A 17,218-nucleotide genomic window follows, 5' to 3' on the forward strand; every position below is an offset into this window, starting at 1 on the left:
GCGCGCGACGGAGCCTCGCATGAGTCAATCTCCGCTCCGCGGCGTCCGCGTCCTCGACCTGACCAATGTGCTGGCCGGCCCCTTCGCCTGCCACCAGCTGGCTCACCTGGGCGCCGACGTGATCAAGGTCGAGGCGCGCGAGACCGGCGACCTCGCCCGCCAGCTCGGCGCCGACACGGCGCTGAACCAGGCGCACATGGGCGTGTCCTTCCTGGCGCAGAACCCCGGGAAGCGCTCGATCACGATCGACCTCAAGCGGCCCGCCGGCAAGGCGGTGTTCCGCAAGCTGGTGGCGACGGCGGACGTCGTCGTCGAGAACTTCCGACCCGGCGTGATGCAGCGCCTGGGCGTCGGATTCGACGAGCTGCGACAGGTGAATCCGCGGCTGGTCTATTGCGCGATCTCGGGCTTCGGCCAGGACGGCCCGCTGCGCGACCTGCCCGCCTACGACCAGATCATCCAGGGTATGTCCGGGATGATGAGCATCACCGGCGATCCGGACACTGCGCCCTATCGCGTCGGCCATCCGGTGGCGGACACGATCGGCGGCCTGACCGCGGCGATGGCCATCGCCGCGGCGCTGGCCGACAAGGAACGCGCCGAGGCGACCTTCATCGACGTGTCGATGCTCGAGGCCGCGATGGCGACGATGGGGTGGGCGGTGTCGAACCTGCTCGTCGCAGGACGCGAGCCCCAGCCGATGGGCAACGACAACGTGACGGCCAGTCCTTCGGGCACCTTCCGGACGGGGCAGGGCCTGCTCAACATCGCGGCCAACAAGCAGGAGCAGTTCGAGGCGGTCTGCGACACCGTCGGTCATCCGGAATGGAAGACCGATGCGCGCTTCGTCGATCGTCACGCGCGGTTGAAGCACCGCGCCGAACTCAAGCACCTGCTGGAGGCCGCGATGAGCGACCGCCCCGCTGCGGATTGGTGGCAGCGCTTCAACGACGCGGGCGTGCCGGCGGGGCCGGTGTACTCGGTCAAGGAGGCGCTCGCGCATCCGCAGGTGGCCGATCGCGGGATGGTCGCCCACTTCGAGAACGTGCCTGGCGTCGGCCGGGACGTCCGCGTGCTCCGCACCGGCTTCAAGCTGAATGGCCACGCGCCGTCGGTGTCGACGCCGCCACCGCGGCTCGGTCAGGACACGGAAGCGATCCTGGAAGAACTGGGCTATGGCGCCGCCGAGCGCGCCGCGCTGAAAGAGGAGAAAGCCGTATGAGCACCAACGACGACAAGGCGCCCGCAGGCGACGGGCCGGTGCACGACCAACGCGTGCCGGACTGGTGGCGCACCTCGATCATCGAGATGTCGCCGGGCGTCATCCGCTATCGCGGCCACGCCATCCAGGACCTGATCGGACAGGTCAGCTTCGCGCAGATGATCTGGCTGATGACGCGCGGCGAGCTGCCCGGTTCGGAGCAGGCCAAGCTGCTGGACGTCGCGCTGATGGCCGCGGTCGACCACGGCCCGCAGGCACCGAGCATCGCCATCGCGCGCATGGCGGCGACCTGCGGCGTCGGACTCAACAACGCGATGGCGTCGGCGATCAACGTGCTCGGCGACGTCCACGGCGGCGCGGGCGAGCAGTGTGTGGAGATGCTGCAGTCGATCGCGGCGCGGATGGACGCCGGCGCCTCGCTCGAGAACGCGACCGTCGCGGGCCTGGACGAGGCGATCGAGCTGCGCGGCAAGTTCGTGTCGGGCTTCGGGCACCGTTTCCATCCGGTGGATCCGCGCGCGCCCCGTCTGCTGGAACTGGTCGACGAGGCGGCCCAGCTCGGCGTCGTGTCGGGCCGCTTCGCAGCCATCGGCCGGGCCGTGGAAGCGGAACTGCGGCGGCGCAAGGACGGCCGCCGCATTCCGATGAACATCGACGGCGCCACGGCCGTGATCTACGCCGAGCTCGGCTTCCCGGCGCCCCTGGCGCGGGGGCTGTTCTGCATCTCGCGCTCGGTGGGGATCCTGGCGCACGCGTGGGAACAGACGCAGCAAGGCGGTCGCAACAAGGGCCCGATGCCGCGGGAGTACCTGTGGACCTACGACGGTCCGCCAGCCAAGCGCTGAGGCCGAGCCACATCTGGCCGCATGCGGCCGGACTCGGCGCGCTGGGGGCCTGGGCTCAGACCTCGATGACGAGGTCCGGCCGGTAGTCCTCCTGCTCGCCCTTGTTGGCGTAGCCCAGCGGATTCGCGACGACGCGGCAGCGATGCGGCACCTCGCCGCGTGGCCCGGACGGCGATTCGACGACGTAGTCGTGGCCGCAATGCAGGTGGCCGTGCAGCCACAGGTCCGCGAAGGGCAGCAGGTCGTCGAGCGAATTGCAGAAACCGGCCGTGCCCGGCGTCAGACCGTAGCGCGGGTCGGCGCTGCGCAGGGTCGGGGCGTAATGGGTGACCGCCACCGTCCGGCCGTCGAAAGGCCGCGCCAGCGCTTCCCGCAGCCAGGCCTGGCATTCCAGCGCCAGGTCGCGCTGCCGCTCGGCGAGCATGTGCTGCCCGTCGACCAACGTCGAGAACCGGCGCAGGTAATGATTCGCCGCCCGGAAGGCCTTCTCGCGCGCCGCCAGCTGCTTGGTCGGCGTCGCCTCGCGCGCGGCCAGCGCGTCGAAGTCCGCCCACAGCGTCGTCCCGAGGAAACGCACGTCGCCGATGACGATCTCCTCGCGGTCCAGCCACTCGATGCCGAGATCGGCGCAGGTCTGGCGCAGCCGCGCATGGGCGGTGGCGAAGTCGATGCCGTCGTACTCGTGGTTGCCCGGCACGTAGAGCACCCGCGACCACGGCGCGCCGTCGCGCTTCGGCGAGAAGCGGCCCAGGCCGAAGTCGTCCGTCACCAGCCGCGAGCCGGCCTGGTACGAGCCGACATCGCCGGCCAGCACCAGCAGGTCGACGTCGGGCGCGGCCACGGTCTGGAAGTCGGTCTGGCGCTCGAGATGGAGGTCGGAGATCAGTTGCAGGCGCACGGCGGATCAGCGGAGGGCGGAAAGCGCGATTGTCCAACGTCAAGGACGAAGCAACCTGCGGCTCGCAAGCGGCTTTCCGGAACCGACCCTGTGCCACACTGTTCCGTGGCCGGACGTCGGCCGTCAGAGAGGGACCCCACGATGAAGATCCTCGTCGCCGTCGATGGCAGCACGTACTCGAAGCGCATGCTGGCCTATCTCTCCGCCCACGACGAGTGGCTGGGCGGATCGCATGACTACACGGTGGTGCACGTGGTCCCGGGCGTGCCGCCGCGCGCCGCCGCGGTCCTCGACAAGGCCGTGCTCGCCGAGTATTACGAGGACGAGGCCGCGAAGGTCCTCAAACCAATCCGCACGTTCATGGACAAGCGCGGCATCAAGGCCCAGTACGTCGTCAAGACCGGGCATGCGTCGGAAGCGATCACGGCCGTTGCCGAAAAGGGTCGCTTCGATCTGCTGATGATGGGCTCGCACGGCCACACGGCGCTGGGCAAGCTGGTGCTGGGTTCGGTCGCCACGAAGGTCATGGCCCACAGCGACGTGCCGGTGCTGCTGATCCGCTGATCCGCGCCCAGAGCCGCATGGGCGGCGTCACTGGAATGCAAAAGGCGCCCGCAGAGGGCGCCTTGCCGCGTCAGCCGCGCCGGGCGGCCATCCAGGACAGGGGCGACTCGATCGTGGCCGGCGGGGCGGATTCGGACTCCAGGCCGTAGTCGCTGCGCCGGAAGTCCTCGTACTCGCTGTCGTCGCCAAAGCTGGCTTCCATCCCGAAGGCGGTGCCCATATCGGCCGGCTCCGGTTCGTGAGTGCCGGACGAGTTGCGACGGAAAAGGCGCAGGGCAGACGTGATTCGCATGATGGACCTCGTCGAAAAGCACGGGGTGTGACCGCCGCCCGGTGCCGATGCTGCGCCGCGCGGTGAAACACAGTTTGCGCGTCTTTGTCTTCAGGCAAATCCCCAGATCGCGGGTGCGGTGGAATCGCGTTCACAAATACACACAGATTGGGGCGTGCCCACCACAGGTGCGGCGAAATAACCACGCGCCCCTCTTAGGTGTGATGCCCCCCTCATTCAGGGGTGACTATGCTCCGGACCTTCCCTAGTTCGTGGAAGCCATTGCTTTCTCATGTCTCCACTGATTCACAAATCGATGACCTGGGCGATCGTCAGCAGCGTCGTGCTGACCTCCGCCTGGCTGGCCAATTCCGTGCAGGACAAGCACGAGCGCGGCGGTTACCGGCTGCGTCTGGCCGAGCAGCGCGCCACGCCCGCATCGGCGGCGCCGGCCGTGGTCCCCGCGCATCTGAAAGCGCAAGCCGACACCCAGGTGCAGGTCGCGTCGCTCAAGCGCTGATCAAGGCGTCCCGGGCACCCCGGGCCAGCGCTTCTCCGATCTGGTCCAGCAACGCCGGAGGCGCACCGCCTTCCGGCGCTGAGGCCTGTCCGGCTTTCCCGGTTCTTGCGGCGTTGGCGACGCCCGCGGCGCCGGCGGCGGTCTCCCCGCCGAGCTTCCACTGGTGCCAGTACAGGGCGACCTCCACCTGCACCTCCGGTCGCAGTGCCACCAGTTCCCCGCTCGCGAGCAGCGGCCGGACCTGCAGCTCCGGCGCGACGCCGACCCCCCAGCCCATCCGCACCGCGTTCACGTAGCCCTCGCTGGATGGCACGTATCGGGCGTTCAGCCGCGCCGAGCGCAGCCCCATCGCCTGGCGGACCCACTGCTGCTGGGCGTCGTCCTTGCGGTTGAAGACCAGGAAGGGCACCTGCGCGAAGTTGGCCGCCCCCAGGCCGTCGGGCAGCATCCTCGCGACGAAGTCGGGGCTGGCGACGGCGATGTAGCGCATCACGCCCAGCGGCTGGGCGATGCATCCGCGCAGGGCCTGGGGCACGGTCGTGACGCAGCCCAGCACCTCGCCCTGGCGCAGCCAGTCATGGGTGAAGTCCTGGTCGTCGACGACCAGCTCCAGCCCGAATCCCTCCCGCATCCCGCGCTGCACCAGCGGGTCGAGCGCCGGGAGCACCCAGGTCGCCAGGCTGTCGGCATTCACCGCGATCGGCAGCCGCTCGGCCTGGGCCGCCTGCACGCCGAGTTCCCGGACGACGTCGGAGCGCAGCGCCGCCAGCTGGCGCGCATAACGCAGCAGGCGCTTGCCGGGTTCGGTGAGGCGCAGCGGCCGGGAGCGCACGACCAGCAGCTGTCCGACCTGCGCTTCCAGGCTGCGCAGCCGCTGCGACACGGCGCTCTGCGTGATGGCCAGCGTCTCTGCCGCCCGTTCGAAGCTGCGTTCGTCGGCCAGCGCGGCAAGGCAATCCAGGCCGGCGGCGTCCAGGTCTTTCATAAGCGTTCCTAATGGAGACGCTGAGATATTAATCCCGCTTCATGAAAGCGGGTGTGCTCCCGACAATCCGGCGAACCGTTCCTTCGGACGGGTGGCAACGCTCGCCCCAACACCTTCTTCCTCCCGCCCCGTTTCAGCCGGATCCCTCCGATGTCATCGTCCAGCGCAGCCCTGTTGCAAGGCTGGCTCACCGGAGCCGGTCTCATCGTCGCCATCGGCGCGCAGAACGCGCTCGTGCTGCGGCAGGGCCTGATGCGCCAGCACGTGGCGCCGGTGGTGGTGGTGTGCGCGCTGTCGGACATGCTCCTGATCTGGCTGGGCGTGTTCGGGCTGGGCCGATTGATCGCCGCCAGCCCGCTGCTGATGGAATTCTTCCGCTGGGGTGGTGCCGCTTTCCTGCTGGCCTACGGCGCGAAGGCGGCGCTGCGCGCGCTGTCCCCCCGGGCCGGTCTGCAGGCGCAGGCGGGCAGTGCCTCGCTGCCGACGGTCCTGGGCAGCACGCTGGCGATGACGTATCTGAACCCGCATGTCTACCTGGACACGGTGGTGCTGCTGGGCACCGTCGGTGCGCAGCAGCCGGCGGGCCTGCAATTGCCGTTCGCGGCGGGCGCCTCGGTGGCGTCCTGGATGTGGTTCTCGCTGCTGGGCTTCGGCGCGGCGGCGGTCGCGCCGGCGTTGCGCCGGCCGGCGGTCTGGCGCAGCATCGATGCCTTGATCGCCGTCGTGATGGCCGTGCTGGGACTGCAGCTGATCCTGCGCCCGCTGGCCTGAAGCATGCATGTCCAACGCTGAACCGCAGCAGAACCACAAGTTCACCTGGAGCTCTCCATGAAGGTCATCGTTCTCGGCGCCGGCATCATCGGCATCCACACCGCCTGGTACCTGCTGGACCAGGGTCACGATGTCGTCGTCGTCGACCGCCAGCCCGATGCGGCGCTGGAAACCAGCTTCGCCAACGGCGCGCAGATCTCGGTCTGCTTCTGCGAGCCCTGGGCCAACGCCGGGGCGCCCTTCAAGGTCGCCAAGTGGCTGTTGAAGGACGACGCGCCGCTGCTGTTCCGCCCGCGGCTGGATCCGGCGCAGTGGCGCTGGGGCCTGTCCTTCCTGGGCCAGTGCACGACGGCCGCGTTCGAGCGCAACGTCGAGCAGCTCGTGCGCCTGGGCCGCTACAGCCATGAGTCGCTGCAATCGCTCGTCGCGGAAACGGGCATCGAATACAACCGCCTCCAGAAGGGCATCCTGCACTTCTTCGGCAGCGAAGCCGACTTCGAGGCCGGCGCGCAGGGCGCCGAGATCATGCGCCGCCACGGCGTCGACCGTCGCGTGCTGAGCCGCGACGAAGTCCTGGCGATCGAGCCCGCGCTGCGCTCGGCCCAGCATGCGGTGTTCGGCGGCACCTACACGCCGAGCGACGAATCCGGCGACGCGCGCGTTTTCACGCAGGCGTTGGCGAAGCTGGCCGAGAAGCGCGGCGCGCAGTTCCTGTGGAACCACGACATCGTGACCCTGCAGTCGCAAGGCGGTGCGCAGGGCACCGAGATCGCGGGCGTGCAGATCCAGTCGCGCGAGACCGGCCAGACGCAATGGCTCAAGGGCGACGCCTACGTCGTGGCGCTGGCGTCGTATGCGCCGGCCCTGACGAAGTCCCTGGGCGAGCACCTCAACATCTATCCGGCCAAGGGCTACTCGGCCACGCTGCGGCTGAAGAAGCCGGAGCAGGCCAGCACCGTGAGCCTGCTGGACGACGCGCGCAAGATCGCGATCTCGCGTCTGGGCGACTTCGTCCGCATCGCCGGGACCGCCGAACTGGTGGGCCTGGACACGAGCCTGGACAGCCCGACCTCCAAGGTCCGTTGCGAGTCGCTGGTGCGTCGCTATGAAGAGCTGTTCCCGGGCGTCGCCGACCTCTCCGAGCCGAACTTCTGGACCGGCCTGCGCCCGAGCACGCCGACCAACGTGCCCTACATCGGCCGCAGCCAGAAGGCGTCCAACCTGTGGATCAACGCCGGTCACGGCACGCTGGGCTGGACGCACGGCGCCGGCTCCGGCCGCGCGCTGGCGGAACTGATGAGCGGCAAGCGGCCCGAACTGGACTTCGGCTTCTATGGCGACGCGTTGCCTGCCCAGGCCGTGCGGAGCCTGCAGCCCGCCTGATCCGGCGGAACCCCTCCCGGCGTCATCGGAGCGCCGGAGCCCCGAAACCAGGGCGCGGCTAGAATCCGCGCCCTTTTCGCATTTCCGCCGCGCCGCCATGTCCTCTCTGCTTTCCGACCTGCCGCGCGATTTCTGCGCCATCGACTTCGGCACCTCCAACTCGGCGGTCGCCGTGCCCGACATCGAACGCCCCGGCGCGATGCGCCTGGTGCCGCTCGAAGGCGGCAACGTGACCATGCCGACGGCGGTCTTCTACTTCGCCGAGGGGCGCCACGACGCCGACGGCCCGCCGCGCGCCTTCGGCCGCGCGGCGATGAACGCCTATGTCGAGGGCGTCGACGGCCGGCTGATGCGCTCGATGAAGAGCATCCTCGGCACCAGCCTGATCGACCAGGTCACCGACGTCGGCGGCGGCCGCGGCGTGAAGTACATCGACATGCTCAGCGGCTACCTGAAGCGCCTGCGCAAGCAGGCCGGCCTGTCCGATGCCCACGGGCACGAGCCGCGTCGCGTCGTGCTCGGCCGGCCGGTCTACTTCGTCGACGGCGAGCCTGAGCGCGACGCCGCGGCGCAGGCCTCGCTGGCCGCCGCCGCGCGGGCGGTGGGTTTCGAGGACGTGCACTTCCAGTTCGAGCCGATCGCGGCGGCGTTCGACTTCGAGCAGCAGGCCGACCGCGAGCAGCTCGTGCTGGTGGCCGACATCGGCGGCGGCACCTCCGACTTCTCGCTGGTGCGCGTCGGCCCCGACCGCGCGAAGCGGCTGGATCGCCGTGACGACATCCTCGCCAACCACGGCGTGCACATCGCCGGCACGGACTTCGACCGCCACATCGAGCTGACCGGCATCCTGCGCGAATTCGGCTATCGCGCGCTCGGCCCCGTCAAGCCCGGCCAAACGCCGCGCGAGGTGCCCAGCGGCGTCTACTTCGACCTCGCGACCTGGCACCTGATCAACACCTGCTACAGCCCGCAGCGCGTGCTGGAACTGCGCAACATGAAGGGCTTCTACGGCGATCCGCGCCATCACCAGCGACTGATGACGGTGCTGGACGAGCGGCTCGGCCACGAGCTCGCGAACCGCGCGGAAGACGCCAAGATCGAAGTCGCCGGCGGCGGCGACTGCACGATCGACCTGCAGCTGATCGAGTCCGGCCTGACGGTGCCGCTCTCGGAAGCCGTGGCGCTGGATGCGCTGCGCGGCGACATCGAGCGCATCGCGCAGGCGGGTCGCGAGACGGTCGAGCGCGCGGGGCTGAAGCCGTCGGACATCGATGCGCTGTACTTCACCGGCGGCTCGACCGGCCTGACCGTGCTGGCCGACCGCATCGCGGCGGACTACCCCGACGCCAAGACGGTGCGCGGCGACCGTTTCGCGTCAGTCGCGACCGGATTGGGCCTGCATGCGGCGCGTCTGTTCGCTGCGTGATTCGGACGTGAGGCCGGGAGCCTGAAACCTCGGGATCACCCGGGGGGCTGACGTCGGACATCGGGGGAGGGCGCTGCTAGATTGCCGCCTTCCTCTGCTTAACGGTGCCGACACATGCCCACGCCTCGCGCCTCGTCGTTGATCCCGCTGACCCTGTCCCTGTCCGCCGCGTTCGGCGGTCTCTCCGCGATCGCGGCGCCGGCGGACGAGGCCGCGTCGACCTCGGCCCTGACCTCCGCCGCGACGCTGGCGCAGATCTATCAGCAGCCGTCCGAGGCGATCCGTGCGGTGCTCGACGCGAAGGCCTTGCCGGTCTTCCAGGTCTCGCCGGACCAGCGCACGCTGGCGATCGTCGTCAACCGCAAGTCGCGCGCGATCGCCGAGCTCGCGCGGCCGGTGCTGCGTCAGGCCGGCCTGCGCTACGACCCGGCGACCGACAGCCCGCAGCTGATCACCACGATCGAATCGCTGTCGCTGCGCCCGCTTCAGAGCGGCGCGGACGGCGTCGCGCGTCCCGTCGTGCTGCCCGCGGGCGGTGCCTTCCATCACCTGCGTTTCTCGCCGGACGGCAAGCGCTTCCTGTTGAACCGTCGCACCGACACGGCCGTCGAGCTGTGGGTCGGCGACGTCGCGACGGGCAAGCTCAAGGCCGTGCCCAAGCTCAAGCTGCACACGATGCTCGAGAACGACGTCGTGTGGCTCAATGATCATGAGCTCGTCACGCTGACGGTGCCGGCCAGGCGCGGTCCGGCGCCGACCTTCGCCGCGCCGTCGGGTCCGGCTATCCAGGAATCCATCGCACGCAACTCGCCGGAGCGCACCCAGCAGGACCTGCTGACCAATGCGCAGGAGGCGACCGTCTTCGCGCATCACGCGACCTCGCAGCTGGCGCGCATCGACCTGAACACCGGCGCGGTGCGTCCGGTCGGCGAGCCGGGCCTCTTCAGTCACCTCGAGGCGCTGGGCACGCCGGGTCAGGTCTTGACGATGCGGCTGCTGCCCCCGTTCAGCTACCAGGTCGGCTGGGATGACTTCGCCGCGCAGGCCGAGGTCCGCGGCATCGACGGCAAGGTCGCGGCGATCGGCAAGGTGAAGCTGAAGGAAGGCGTGCCGGTCGAAGGCGTGATCACCGGTCCGCGCCACTTCTTCGCCTCCCCCGGCGCTGACGGCGCGGTCTATTGGGTCGAGGCGCTGGACGGCGGCGACAACCGCGCGCAGGTGCCCCATCGCGACCGGCTGATGCGCCTGGATGCGCCTTACACCGGCGAGGCGCGCGAGGTGCATCGCGTCCCGCAGCGGCTGTCGCGGCTTGAGTTCCTCGAAGGCGGCAAGCAGGCGCTGGTGCAGGACTTCGACCTGACGAAGATGCGCACGTCGACCGAGCTCGTCACGACGGACGGCACGTCGCCGGCGCAACGCCTGGTCGAGCGCTCGGTGCGCGACCGCTATCGCGATCCGGGCACGCCGGTGCATCGGATGCAGCCGACGGGTCGGGCGGTGGTGCGCCTGGACGGCGATGCGATCTGGTACTTCGGCACGGGTGCGAGCCCCGAAGGCGACAAGCCCTTCATCGACCGGCTCGTGCTCGCGGACAACAAGAAGACGCGCGTGTTCCAGTCCGGCGCCGAGGCCAACGGTGGCGACAGCGCGCACTACGAGCGCCCGCTGGCCGTGCTCGACACCGAAGGCGCCCGCGTCCTGACCGTACGCGAGAGCGTCAGCGAGCCCGGCAACGTGATGCTGCGCGGCGGCGCTGCGCTCGCGACGGCGCAGGCGCTGACGGAGGTGAAGGACCCGTCGCCGCAGCTGCGCGACATCCAGCGCGAGTTCGTCCGCTTCAAGCGCGCGGACGGCGTCGAGCTGTCGTTCTGGCTCTACAAGCCGCCGGGCTACCAGGCCGGCGAGCGTCGCCCGACGTTTGTCTGGGCCTATCCGCTGGAGTACACGGACGCGTCGACGGCGGGTCAGGTGAGCGGCTCCGGCAACCGCTTCAACAGCTTCGCGGCCACCAGCCCGCTGATGCTGCTGCTGGACGGTTACGTGGTCCTGATGGACGCGACGATGCCGGTGGTCGGTGACCCGAAGACGGTCAACGACAGCTTCATCGCGCAGATCACGGCCAACGCGCAGGCGGTCATCGACAAGGCGGTGGAGCTGGGTGTCAGCGACCGCGAGCACATGGTCGTGGGCGGACACAGCTACGGCGCGTTCATGACGGCCAACCTGCTGGCGCACACCCACCTGTTCAAGGCCGGCATCGCGCGCAGCGGCGCGTACAACCGCAGCCTGACGCCGTTCGGCTTCCAGAGCGAACGTCGCACCTACTGGGAGGCGCAGGACGTCTACCAGAAGCTCTCGCCGTTCAACTACGCCGACAAGCTGAAGGAGCCGCTGCTGCTGATCCACGGCGAGGCGGACAACAACTCCGGCACCTTCCCCATCCAGAGCGCGCGGCTGTACCAGGCCCTGGCGGGCACGGGCGGCACGGTGCGCTACGTCACGCTGCCGTTCGAGTCGCACGGCTATTCGGCGCGCGAGTCGGTGGGACACACGCTCTGGGAGATGAGCGAGTGGATGAAACGCCAGGTCGGACCCGGCGCGGCGATTCCTCAGCGCTGAGCGCTGAAGTCGCGCTGCGCTGACGACCTCAGCGCAGGCGACGGGGCGGCGGTCCGCCGCGGCGCGGGCCGCCCGGACCGCCAGGCCCCCCGCGATGGCCGCCTGGCCGTTGCGGTTTGGGGGCGGGCTGCGGCCGGGAGACGTCGGCCAGCAGCAGACTGGCGCGGACGAGGCTCTCGACCGCGTCGTCGAGCTCTTCCGGCGGCTCCAGGCTCTCGATCTCCTCGAGCAGCGCATCGGCGTCCTCGAGGTCCTCGGGATCCAGATGCATGTAGAGCTGGGCGAGCGGTTCGGTGAGTTCGGTCTCGTCCAGGTTCATCAATGCCGGGAACAGATCGGCCGCGAGCGCGAAGCCCGCGACCCAGGGCAGCACCGTCTCGGAGGCGGAGGCGTCCTCGTCGAGTTCAAACACCCACGGATCGAACCACTGGCGATCGGCGATGGCCTGTTTGAGGTCGTGCTCGCGGCGCTGGACGAGTTGCAGCAGCGGCCGCGCGTCGTAGCGGGCGGGGGCGGGCCGGCCCTCCTCGGAGTCGAGCACCCAGCGCCACCAGTCGGACAGCGGGACCGGCTTGGGTTGCAGGATCACGGCGACGAGGAAGCCGTCGAGCATCGACACGTCGAGCGGTTCCAGCGGCGCGGGCACCTCGTCGAGCAGCGCTTGCAGCTCCTCGAGATCGGCATCGCTCCAGGCCTCGGGCGGCGCGCCAGGCGCCGCCGCGGCGGGCGGAGCGGACGGGCCCGGGCCAGCGAATCCCTGTTGCGGCCGCGGACCCCGCGCTGGCGTGCCAGCCTTGGCGGGGCTCCCGGAAGTCTTGGGAGCGGGCCGGCGAGGCGCGGACTTGTTGGGGTGCTTGGGCGCGGTCATGGGGGGCGATTATCCGGGTGGGCCCGTCACGGCAGGTCTGTCACGTGGCTTCTGTTCGCCACCGCACGAAAGTCATGGTGCGAACAAGGCGGTAGCGTGCAGTTTTCCGTAATGCGGAGTCGCTCTTACACCTGCTGACCATTTTTCGCATGTATCCCACCTTGAGGGGATGCCGCATGCTCAGGGTTCGCCCTAGAGTGCATCTACGCCCTCCAACGGCGCGGCCCGCAAGGCCCCGATGGACGGCACCGATCCCAACGACGTCCTTTCTAGGACTTGCAACGCCCGGTCAGCTCTGCTGGTCGGGCGTCCTTTTTTGTGGATCGCGAGCCTGGGGAGGCGGCTCGGACTGTTCTTCCGCGATGACCGGATGACCGGATGACCGCTGAGGACGCGCGGAGAATCCGTCGCCATGATCCACGCTCCTGGCTCCCTGCCAATCGTTCAGTTCCAGCGCGCTGAGTCCACGGACGCCGATGCTCTGGTGGCCCTGCGCATCGCCGCCATGCGCGAAAGCCTCGAGCGCATCGGCCGCTTCGATCCCCAGCGCGCCCGCGAGCGCTTCCTGTCGAGCTTCGATCCGGCGCGCACGCGGCACATCGTCGTCAACGGACATCGCGTCGGCTTCGTCGTCACGACGCCGCAGGCGGAGTGGCTGTCGCTCGATCACCTCTACATCGCTCCGTCGAGCCAAGGTCGCGGCATCGGCGCTGCGGTGCTGGCGGACGTCTTCGATGAATCGCGGCGGCTCGGCCTGCCGGTGCGGGTCGGGGCGCTGAAGCAGAGCGACTCGAATCGCTTCTACCAGCGGCACGGATTCGAGCTCGTCGACGAAGGCGAGTTCGATTGCTACTACCTCCGTCCGCTGGACCGGGACATCGCGGCTTAGCCGTGCTTGCGCCGCTCCGGCTCTTCCCGGTGCAGCGTCACGGCCAAGGTGTCCCGCGGCGGCGACAACGAGATCTGCTTCAGGAGGCGCCCGACCTCGCCGCGATGAAACCCGTCATGGGTCACGACGTGGAACAGCATTTCCTCGCGCGTCATCGCGCCACGATCGCCGTCGGTGAAGGTGAATGCGATGCGCTCGGCCAGTTGCTCCGGCGTGACCGACGCGACGTAGTCCAGGAACCATCGATCCGACGCCGCGTGCGCCGCACGCAGCGCCTCCGGCGTCGGCGTCTCGACGGTGTTGCTGGCCGTGTACCCGTGCGGCCGGCCCGTCAGGTGCCCCGTGAAGATCTGGTTGACCACGTAGCAGTGATTCAGGATCCGCAGGGCCGTCTGGCGCTCTTCGGGGTGCTGCCCGGCGTCGGGCGTCTCGAGGACCTGAAGGAACCCGTCATGGGCCCAGGCCTGGTGGCGGAACAGCTTCGACAGGATGGAGACGGTGCTCATGGTCGGTCACTCCTTGGCGGTCGGCCTGCGACGGGCGTCGGCTGGTCGTCATCTTGGCAGTGACGGGCTCGCCATCCAAACGTCAGCCTCCAGGAGGGGGCGATTAAAGCATCGACATCCCACGGTCGCCTTCACGTCCATGGGCGCCCGACACACGACTCGGTCGCCGCCGTGATCCCTCCGGCTCACGGACCTCATTGGGAACCGACATGGACACGACACTCGACGACGCGGCCGTCGCCGCGCCGGCCGCCACCTCCGGCATCTCCGCGACCTTCCGCGATGCCCGGCATCTGATGGAGGACGTCGCCGCCCGTTGGCGCGACAGCCTCGCGCGGACGGAGACGGACCTCGCCGCGCTGCTGCACCTGAACGAGCGCGCGGAAGCCGAGCGCGACGAGCTGCAGGCGCATCTGGACCGGGCCGCCGCCGACCGGGACGAAGCGCTCTCCCGCGTCGCCGAACGCGACGCCAGCATCGAGCGCCTCACCATCGAGTTGCGCCACGCGCGCGACATCGCCTCGGACGCGCTCGTCGGCAAGGCCAAGGACCAGCTCGCCATCGCGGGCAAGGACGGACAACTCGCCGACCTCCGCCAGCAGCTGGAGCGCCAGGTCGCGACCTCCGCCGCGGAATCCGACAAGCGCCTCGCCGCCGAGATGGAGCTCGTCGGCGCCACGACCGCCCGTGACAACTTCGCCGCCGAGATCGCCGACCTTCGGGCGCGGCTGGATGCCCTTTCGGGGATCGGCGCCGCGGTCAATACCCCTCGCTCATGACGCCCTTGAGGTGGTCGATCAGCAATCGCACCCCCTGCGGGGTGTGGCTGCTCCACGGGTGGATCGCGTAGATCGCATCACCGAAGAAGCCGACCGCGCGCCAGTCGGGCAGGACCTCGACCAGCCGACCCTCCCGCATCGCATCGCGCGCGCTGAAGTCGGGCAACAGCGCAATGCCCAGCCCCGACAGCGCGCCGTCCCGCAGCACCTCGCTGTTGCTGGCGCGGAAGTGACCCTGGACCGGCACGCGGATGCGCTCGGGCTCCGCGTCGCCCGCGCTGCGTTCGAAGAACCACTGCGCGGGGCCCGGCCGCAGATACGGCAGGCAGCGGTGCTGCGCCAGTTCCGCCGGATGCTGCGGCACGCCGGCCCGCTCCAGATAGGCCGGACTCGCCGTCAGCAGCGCCCGCGACGCGCACAGCTTGAACGCCACATGCGTCTCCGGCGGCGCGCTCGTGTGCCGGATCGCCAGGTCGAAGCCCTCCTGCGCCAGCGGCACCAGCCGGTCCGACAGGTCGAGCTCGATCCGCAACTCCGGATAGCGCTCGAAGAAGGCCGGCAGCGCCGGGGCCACGTGTTGCCTGCCCAGCGCCACCGGCGCCGTGACGCGCAGCAATCCTCGTGGCGCGCCGGCCGCCTCGCGCGCCTCGCTCAGGCTGCGGTTCAGCAGGACGAGGCCCGGCTCCGCCTGCTCGACGAGCCGCAACCCCGCCTCGCTCAGGCGCACCGAGCGCGTCGTGCGCTGCACCAGCTGCTGGTCGAGGTGGCGTTCCAGCTCCGCCACCCGCTGACTGATCGCCGCCTTCGACAGCCCCAGCCGCTGCGCTGCCTTGGTGAAGCTGCCGAGTCGCGCCACCGCGATCAGCGCCCGCAGCTGCGACCACAGCAATTCATCGCGCGCGTCCCCCCGTATGGACGAAGGACCAACACCCTCCGAGGGCGGGCTTGCGGGGGCGGGCACAGCAGGAGCGGGGGAGCGGGGGGAGGGACGGGTGGCCATGATTGTTCAGTCTATCGAACAATGTGATCGGTGATCTGGGCTAGGCAGGGGAGGGCCCGGTGCCTAGACTCATCCCACCCCCCAAGAAGCAGGAGACCGCCGTGACCTCGTCCGCCCATGCCCCCGCCGCCTTCACCGACAGCGCCGACATCACCCACTTCATCGCTGGTGAGCGAGTCCCGGCGACATCGGGTCGCAGCCAAGCGGTTTTCAATCCCGCCACGGGCCAGGTCGCCCGCCAGCTCCAGCTCGGCAACGTCGAGGACGTGAACACCGCTGTCGCTGCCGCGCAGGCCGCCTTCCCCGCCTGGGCGGATGCGCCGCCGCTGCGCCGCGCGCGCGTGATGTTCAAGTTCCTCGAGCTGCTGAACCAGCATCGCGACCGCCTCGCCGCGATGATCACCGCCGAGCACGGCAAGGTCTTCACCGACGCGCAGGGCGAGGTGAGCCGCGGCATCGACGTCGTCGAGTTCGCCTGCGGCGTGCCGCAACTGCTCAAGGGCGACTACACCGAGCAGGTCTCCACCGGCATCGACAACTGGACCACGCGCCAGGCGCTGGGCGTGGTCGCCGGCATCACGCCGTTCAACTTCCCCTTCATGGTCCCGATGTGGATGGCCCCGCTGGCCATCGCCACCGGCAACGCCTTCATCCTCAAGCCCAGCGAGCGCGACCCGTCGCCGAGCCTCGCCGTTGCCGAACTCTTCAAGCAGGCCGGTCTGCCCGACGGCATCTTCCAGGTCGTGCAGGGCGACAAGCAGGTCGTCGATGCGCTGCTGCATCACCCCGACGTGCGGGCGCTGAGCTTCGTCGGCTCCACGCCGATCGCGCAGTACATCTACGAGACCGGCGCCCGCAACGGCAAGCGCGTGCAGGCGCTCGGCGGCGCGAAGAACCACATGGTCGTCATGCCCGATGCCGACATCGACCAGGCCGTCGACGCGCTGATCGGCGCCGCCTACGGCTCGGCCGGCGAGCGCTGCATGGCGATCTCGGTGGCCGTGCTGGTCGGCGACGTCGCCGACCGCATCGTGCCGCTGCTCGCCGAGCGCGCGAAGGCGCTCAAGATCAAGAACGGCATGGCGCTCGACGCCGAGATGGGGCCGATCGTCACGCGCGAAGCGCGCGACCGCATCGAGGGCTACATCGCCCATGGCGTCGAGGAAGGCGCCACGCTGGTCGTCGACGGCCGCGGTCACCGCGTCGACGGCCTGCCCGACGGCTTCTTCACCGGCGGCACGCTGTTCGACCACGTCCAGCCGTCGATGCGCATCTACAAGGAAGAGATCTTCGGCCCCGTGCTGGCTTGTGTGCGGGTCAAGGACTTCGGCGCGGCGCTGGACCTCGTCAACGCGCACGAGTTCGGCAACGGCGTCGCCTGCTTCACCAGCGACGGCAACGTCGCGCGCGAGTTCGCGCGCCGCGTGCAGGTCGGCATGGTCGGCATCAATGTGCCGATCCCGGTGCCGATGGCCTGGCACGGTTTCGGCGGCTGGAAGAAGAGCCTCTTCGGCGACATGCACGCCTACGGCGAAGAGGGCGTCCGCTTCTACACGAAGCAGAAGAGCGTCATGCAGCGCTGGCCCGCCAGCATCGCCAAGGGCGCCGAGTTCGTGATGCCCACGAGCAAGTAAGCCCCGCAGGGCCCGCAGCCGTCGCATGCCGCCTGATC

At 69.7% G+C, this 17,218-nt stretch carries 17 protein-coding genes; 11 read left to right on the forward strand and 6 right to left on the reverse strand.

Features of this window, described 5'->3' with window-relative positions; all coding sequences use genetic code 11:
* The first annotated feature begins 19 nt into the window (after positions 1 to 19).
* Positions 20 to 1,222 carry a CaiB/BaiF CoA transferase family protein gene (locus AC07PR_RS22300; protein ID WP_495136611.1) on the forward strand — a complete coding sequence of 401 codons (1,203 nt, stop codon included), beginning with the start codon at positions 20 to 22 and terminating at the stop codon, positions 1,220 to 1,222.
* Complete coding sequence (locus AC07PR_RS22305; protein ID WP_495136612.1) at positions 1,219 to 2,067, forward strand: citryl-CoA lyase; 849 nt, start codon at positions 1,219 to 1,221, stop codon at positions 2,065 to 2,067. The genes AC07PR_RS22300 and AC07PR_RS22305 overlap by 4 nt, the downstream gene beginning before the upstream one ends.
* Positions 2,068 to 2,122: 55 nt before the next feature.
* Here AC07PR_RS22305 and AC07PR_RS22310 read toward each other — a convergent pair whose 3' ends face one another.
* On the reverse strand, positions 2,123 to 2,965 hold the full coding sequence (locus tag AC07PR_RS22310; protein ID WP_377158695.1) for a metallophosphoesterase: 843 nt from the start codon (positions 2,963 to 2,965) through the stop codon (positions 2,123 to 2,125).
* A 141-nt stretch (positions 2,966 to 3,106) separates the two neighbouring features.
* On the opposite strand from AC07PR_RS22310, the gene AC07PR_RS22315 reads away from it, so the two are divergent.
* Positions 3,107 to 3,529 carry a universal stress protein gene (locus AC07PR_RS22315; protein ID WP_483108389.1) on the forward strand — a complete coding sequence of 141 codons (423 nt, stop codon included), beginning with the start codon at positions 3,107 to 3,109 and terminating at the stop codon, positions 3,527 to 3,529.
* 70 nt (positions 3,530 to 3,599) lie between these two features.
* On the opposite strand, the gene AC07PR_RS22320 is transcribed toward AC07PR_RS22315, so the two are convergent.
* Positions 3,600 to 3,821, reverse strand: a complete 222-nt coding sequence (locus tag AC07PR_RS22320) for a hypothetical protein (RefSeq protein WP_377158694.1) — start codon at positions 3,819 to 3,821, stop codon at positions 3,600 to 3,602.
* Between the two features lie 271 nt (positions 3,822 to 4,092).
* Between AC07PR_RS22320 and AC07PR_RS22325 the strand changes: the two genes are divergently transcribed.
* Positions 4,093 to 4,320 carry a hypothetical protein gene (locus AC07PR_RS22325; protein WP_483108390.1) on the forward strand — a complete coding sequence of 76 codons (228 nt, stop codon included), beginning with the start codon at positions 4,093 to 4,095 and terminating at the stop codon, positions 4,318 to 4,320.
* Here the strand turns inward: AC07PR_RS22325 and AC07PR_RS22330 are convergent.
* Complete coding sequence (locus tag AC07PR_RS22330; protein ID WP_483108391.1) at positions 4,310 to 5,305, reverse strand: LysR family transcriptional regulator ArgP; 996 nt, start codon at positions 5,303 to 5,305, stop codon at positions 4,310 to 4,312. The two genes, AC07PR_RS22325 and AC07PR_RS22330, sit on opposite strands and share 11 nt — an antisense overlap.
* A gap of 150 nt (positions 5,306 to 5,455) precedes the next feature.
* Between AC07PR_RS22330 and AC07PR_RS22335 the strand changes: the two genes are divergently transcribed.
* The 4 genes from AC07PR_RS22335 (at position 5,456) to AC07PR_RS22350 (ending at position 11,504) form a co-directional block, all read left to right on the forward strand.
* Positions 5,456 to 6,076, forward strand: coding sequence for a LysE/ArgO family amino acid transporter (locus AC07PR_RS22335; RefSeq protein ID WP_495136613.1), 621 nt, complete (start codon positions 5,456 to 5,458; stop codon positions 6,074 to 6,076).
* A 57-nt stretch (positions 6,077 to 6,133) separates the two neighbouring features.
* Positions 6,134 to 7,459, forward strand: coding sequence for a D-amino acid dehydrogenase (locus AC07PR_RS22340; RefSeq protein WP_377158688.1), 1,326 nt, complete (start codon positions 6,134 to 6,136; stop codon positions 7,457 to 7,459).
* A 97-nt stretch (positions 7,460 to 7,556) separates the two neighbouring features.
* The gene (locus AC07PR_RS22345) at positions 7,557 to 8,885 is read left to right on the forward strand and encodes an Hsp70 family protein (protein WP_495136614.1); all 1,329 of its coding nucleotides are present in this window, start codon (positions 7,557 to 7,559) and stop codon (positions 8,883 to 8,885) included.
* A gap of 114 nt (positions 8,886 to 8,999) precedes the next feature.
* Positions 9,000 to 11,504 carry an alpha/beta hydrolase family protein gene (locus AC07PR_RS22350; protein ID WP_495136615.1) on the forward strand — a complete coding sequence of 835 codons (2,505 nt, stop codon included), beginning with the start codon at positions 9,000 to 9,002 and terminating at the stop codon, positions 11,502 to 11,504.
* 28 nt (positions 11,505 to 11,532) lie between these two features.
* On the opposite strand, the gene AC07PR_RS22355 is transcribed toward AC07PR_RS22350, so the two are convergent.
* Complete coding sequence (locus AC07PR_RS22355; protein ID WP_495136616.1) at positions 11,533 to 12,372, reverse strand: YecA/YgfB family protein; 840 nt, start codon at positions 12,370 to 12,372, stop codon at positions 11,533 to 11,535.
* Between the two features lie 412 nt (positions 12,373 to 12,784).
* Between AC07PR_RS22355 and AC07PR_RS22360 the strand changes: the two genes are divergently transcribed.
* Positions 12,785 to 13,261, forward strand: a complete 477-nt coding sequence (locus AC07PR_RS22360; protein WP_495136617.1) for a GNAT family N-acetyltransferase — start codon at positions 12,785 to 12,787, stop codon at positions 13,259 to 13,261.
* On the opposite strand, the gene AC07PR_RS22365 is transcribed toward AC07PR_RS22360, so the two are convergent.
* Positions 13,258 to 13,767: a DinB family protein gene (locus tag AC07PR_RS22365; RefSeq protein ID WP_495136618.1), complete on the reverse strand. Its 510-nt coding sequence runs from the start codon at positions 13,765 to 13,767 to the stop codon at positions 13,258 to 13,260. The genes AC07PR_RS22360 and AC07PR_RS22365 overlap by 4 nt on opposite strands.
* A 209-nt stretch (positions 13,768 to 13,976) precedes the next feature.
* Between AC07PR_RS22365 and AC07PR_RS22370 the strand changes: the two genes are divergently transcribed.
* Positions 13,977 to 14,546, forward strand: a complete 570-nt coding sequence (locus AC07PR_RS22370) for a hypothetical protein (RefSeq protein ID WP_377158680.1) — start codon at positions 13,977 to 13,979, stop codon at positions 14,544 to 14,546.
* On the opposite strand, the gene AC07PR_RS22375 is transcribed toward AC07PR_RS22370, so the two are convergent.
* A complete protein-coding gene (locus AC07PR_RS22375) occupies positions 14,527 to 15,435 on the reverse strand; it encodes a LysR family transcriptional regulator (protein WP_495136619.1) in 909 nt (302 codons plus the stop codon). The two genes, AC07PR_RS22370 and AC07PR_RS22375, sit on opposite strands and share 20 nt — an antisense overlap.
* A 212-nt stretch (positions 15,436 to 15,647) precedes the next feature.
* Here AC07PR_RS22375 and AC07PR_RS22380 point away from each other — a divergent pair, with 212 nt between their 5' ends.
* Positions 15,648 to 17,180, forward strand: a complete 1,533-nt coding sequence (locus AC07PR_RS22380; RefSeq protein WP_377158678.1) for a CoA-acylating methylmalonate-semialdehyde dehydrogenase — start codon at positions 15,648 to 15,650, stop codon at positions 17,178 to 17,180.
* Positions 17,181 to 17,218: the final 38 nt, after the last annotated feature.

This window comes from Roseateles sp. GW821-FHT09H11, from assembly GCF_059415845.1.

Coding starts and splice junctions, on each gene's coding strand:
- AC07PR_RS22300 (WP_495136611.1), top strand. CDS start 20: ATGAGTCAATCTCCGCTCCGCGGCGTCCGCGTCCTCGACCTGACCAAT.
- AC07PR_RS22345 (WP_495136614.1), top strand. CDS start 7,557: ATGTCCTCTCTGCTTTCCGACCTGCCGCGCGATTTCTGCGCCATCGAC.
- AC07PR_RS22340 (WP_377158688.1), top strand. CDS start 6,134: ATGAAGGTCATCGTTCTCGGCGCCGGCATCATCGGCATCCACACCGCC.
- AC07PR_RS22355 (WP_495136616.1), bottom strand. CDS start 12,372: ATGACCGCGCCCAAGCACCCCAACAAGTCCGCGCCTCGCCGGCCCGCT.
- AC07PR_RS22350 (WP_495136615.1), top strand. CDS start 9,000: ATGCCCACGCCTCGCGCCTCGTCGTTGATCCCGCTGACCCTGTCCCTG.
- AC07PR_RS22335 (WP_495136613.1), top strand. CDS start 5,456: ATGTCATCGTCCAGCGCAGCCCTGTTGCAAGGCTGGCTCACCGGAGCC.
- AC07PR_RS22370 (WP_377158680.1), top strand. CDS start 13,977: ATGGACACGACACTCGACGACGCGGCCGTCGCCGCGCCGGCCGCCACC.
- AC07PR_RS22330 (WP_483108391.1), bottom strand. CDS start 5,305: ATGAAAGACCTGGACGCCGCCGGCCTGGATTGCCTTGCCGCGCTGGCC.
- AC07PR_RS22315 (WP_483108389.1), top strand. CDS start 3,107: ATGAAGATCCTCGTCGCCGTCGATGGCAGCACGTACTCGAAGCGCATG.
- AC07PR_RS22320 (WP_377158694.1), bottom strand. CDS start 3,821: ATGCGAATCACGTCTGCCCTGCGCCTTTTCCGTCGCAACTCGTCCGGC.
- AC07PR_RS22365 (WP_495136618.1), bottom strand. CDS start 13,767: ATGAGCACCGTCTCCATCCTGTCGAAGCTGTTCCGCCACCAGGCCTGG.
- AC07PR_RS22360 (WP_495136617.1), top strand. CDS start 12,785: ATGATCCACGCTCCTGGCTCCCTGCCAATCGTTCAGTTCCAGCGCGCT.
- AC07PR_RS22325 (WP_483108390.1), top strand. CDS start 4,093: ATGTCTCCACTGATTCACAAATCGATGACCTGGGCGATCGTCAGCAGC.
- AC07PR_RS22305 (WP_495136612.1), top strand. CDS start 1,219: ATGAGCACCAACGACGACAAGGCGCCCGCAGGCGACGGGCCGGTGCAC.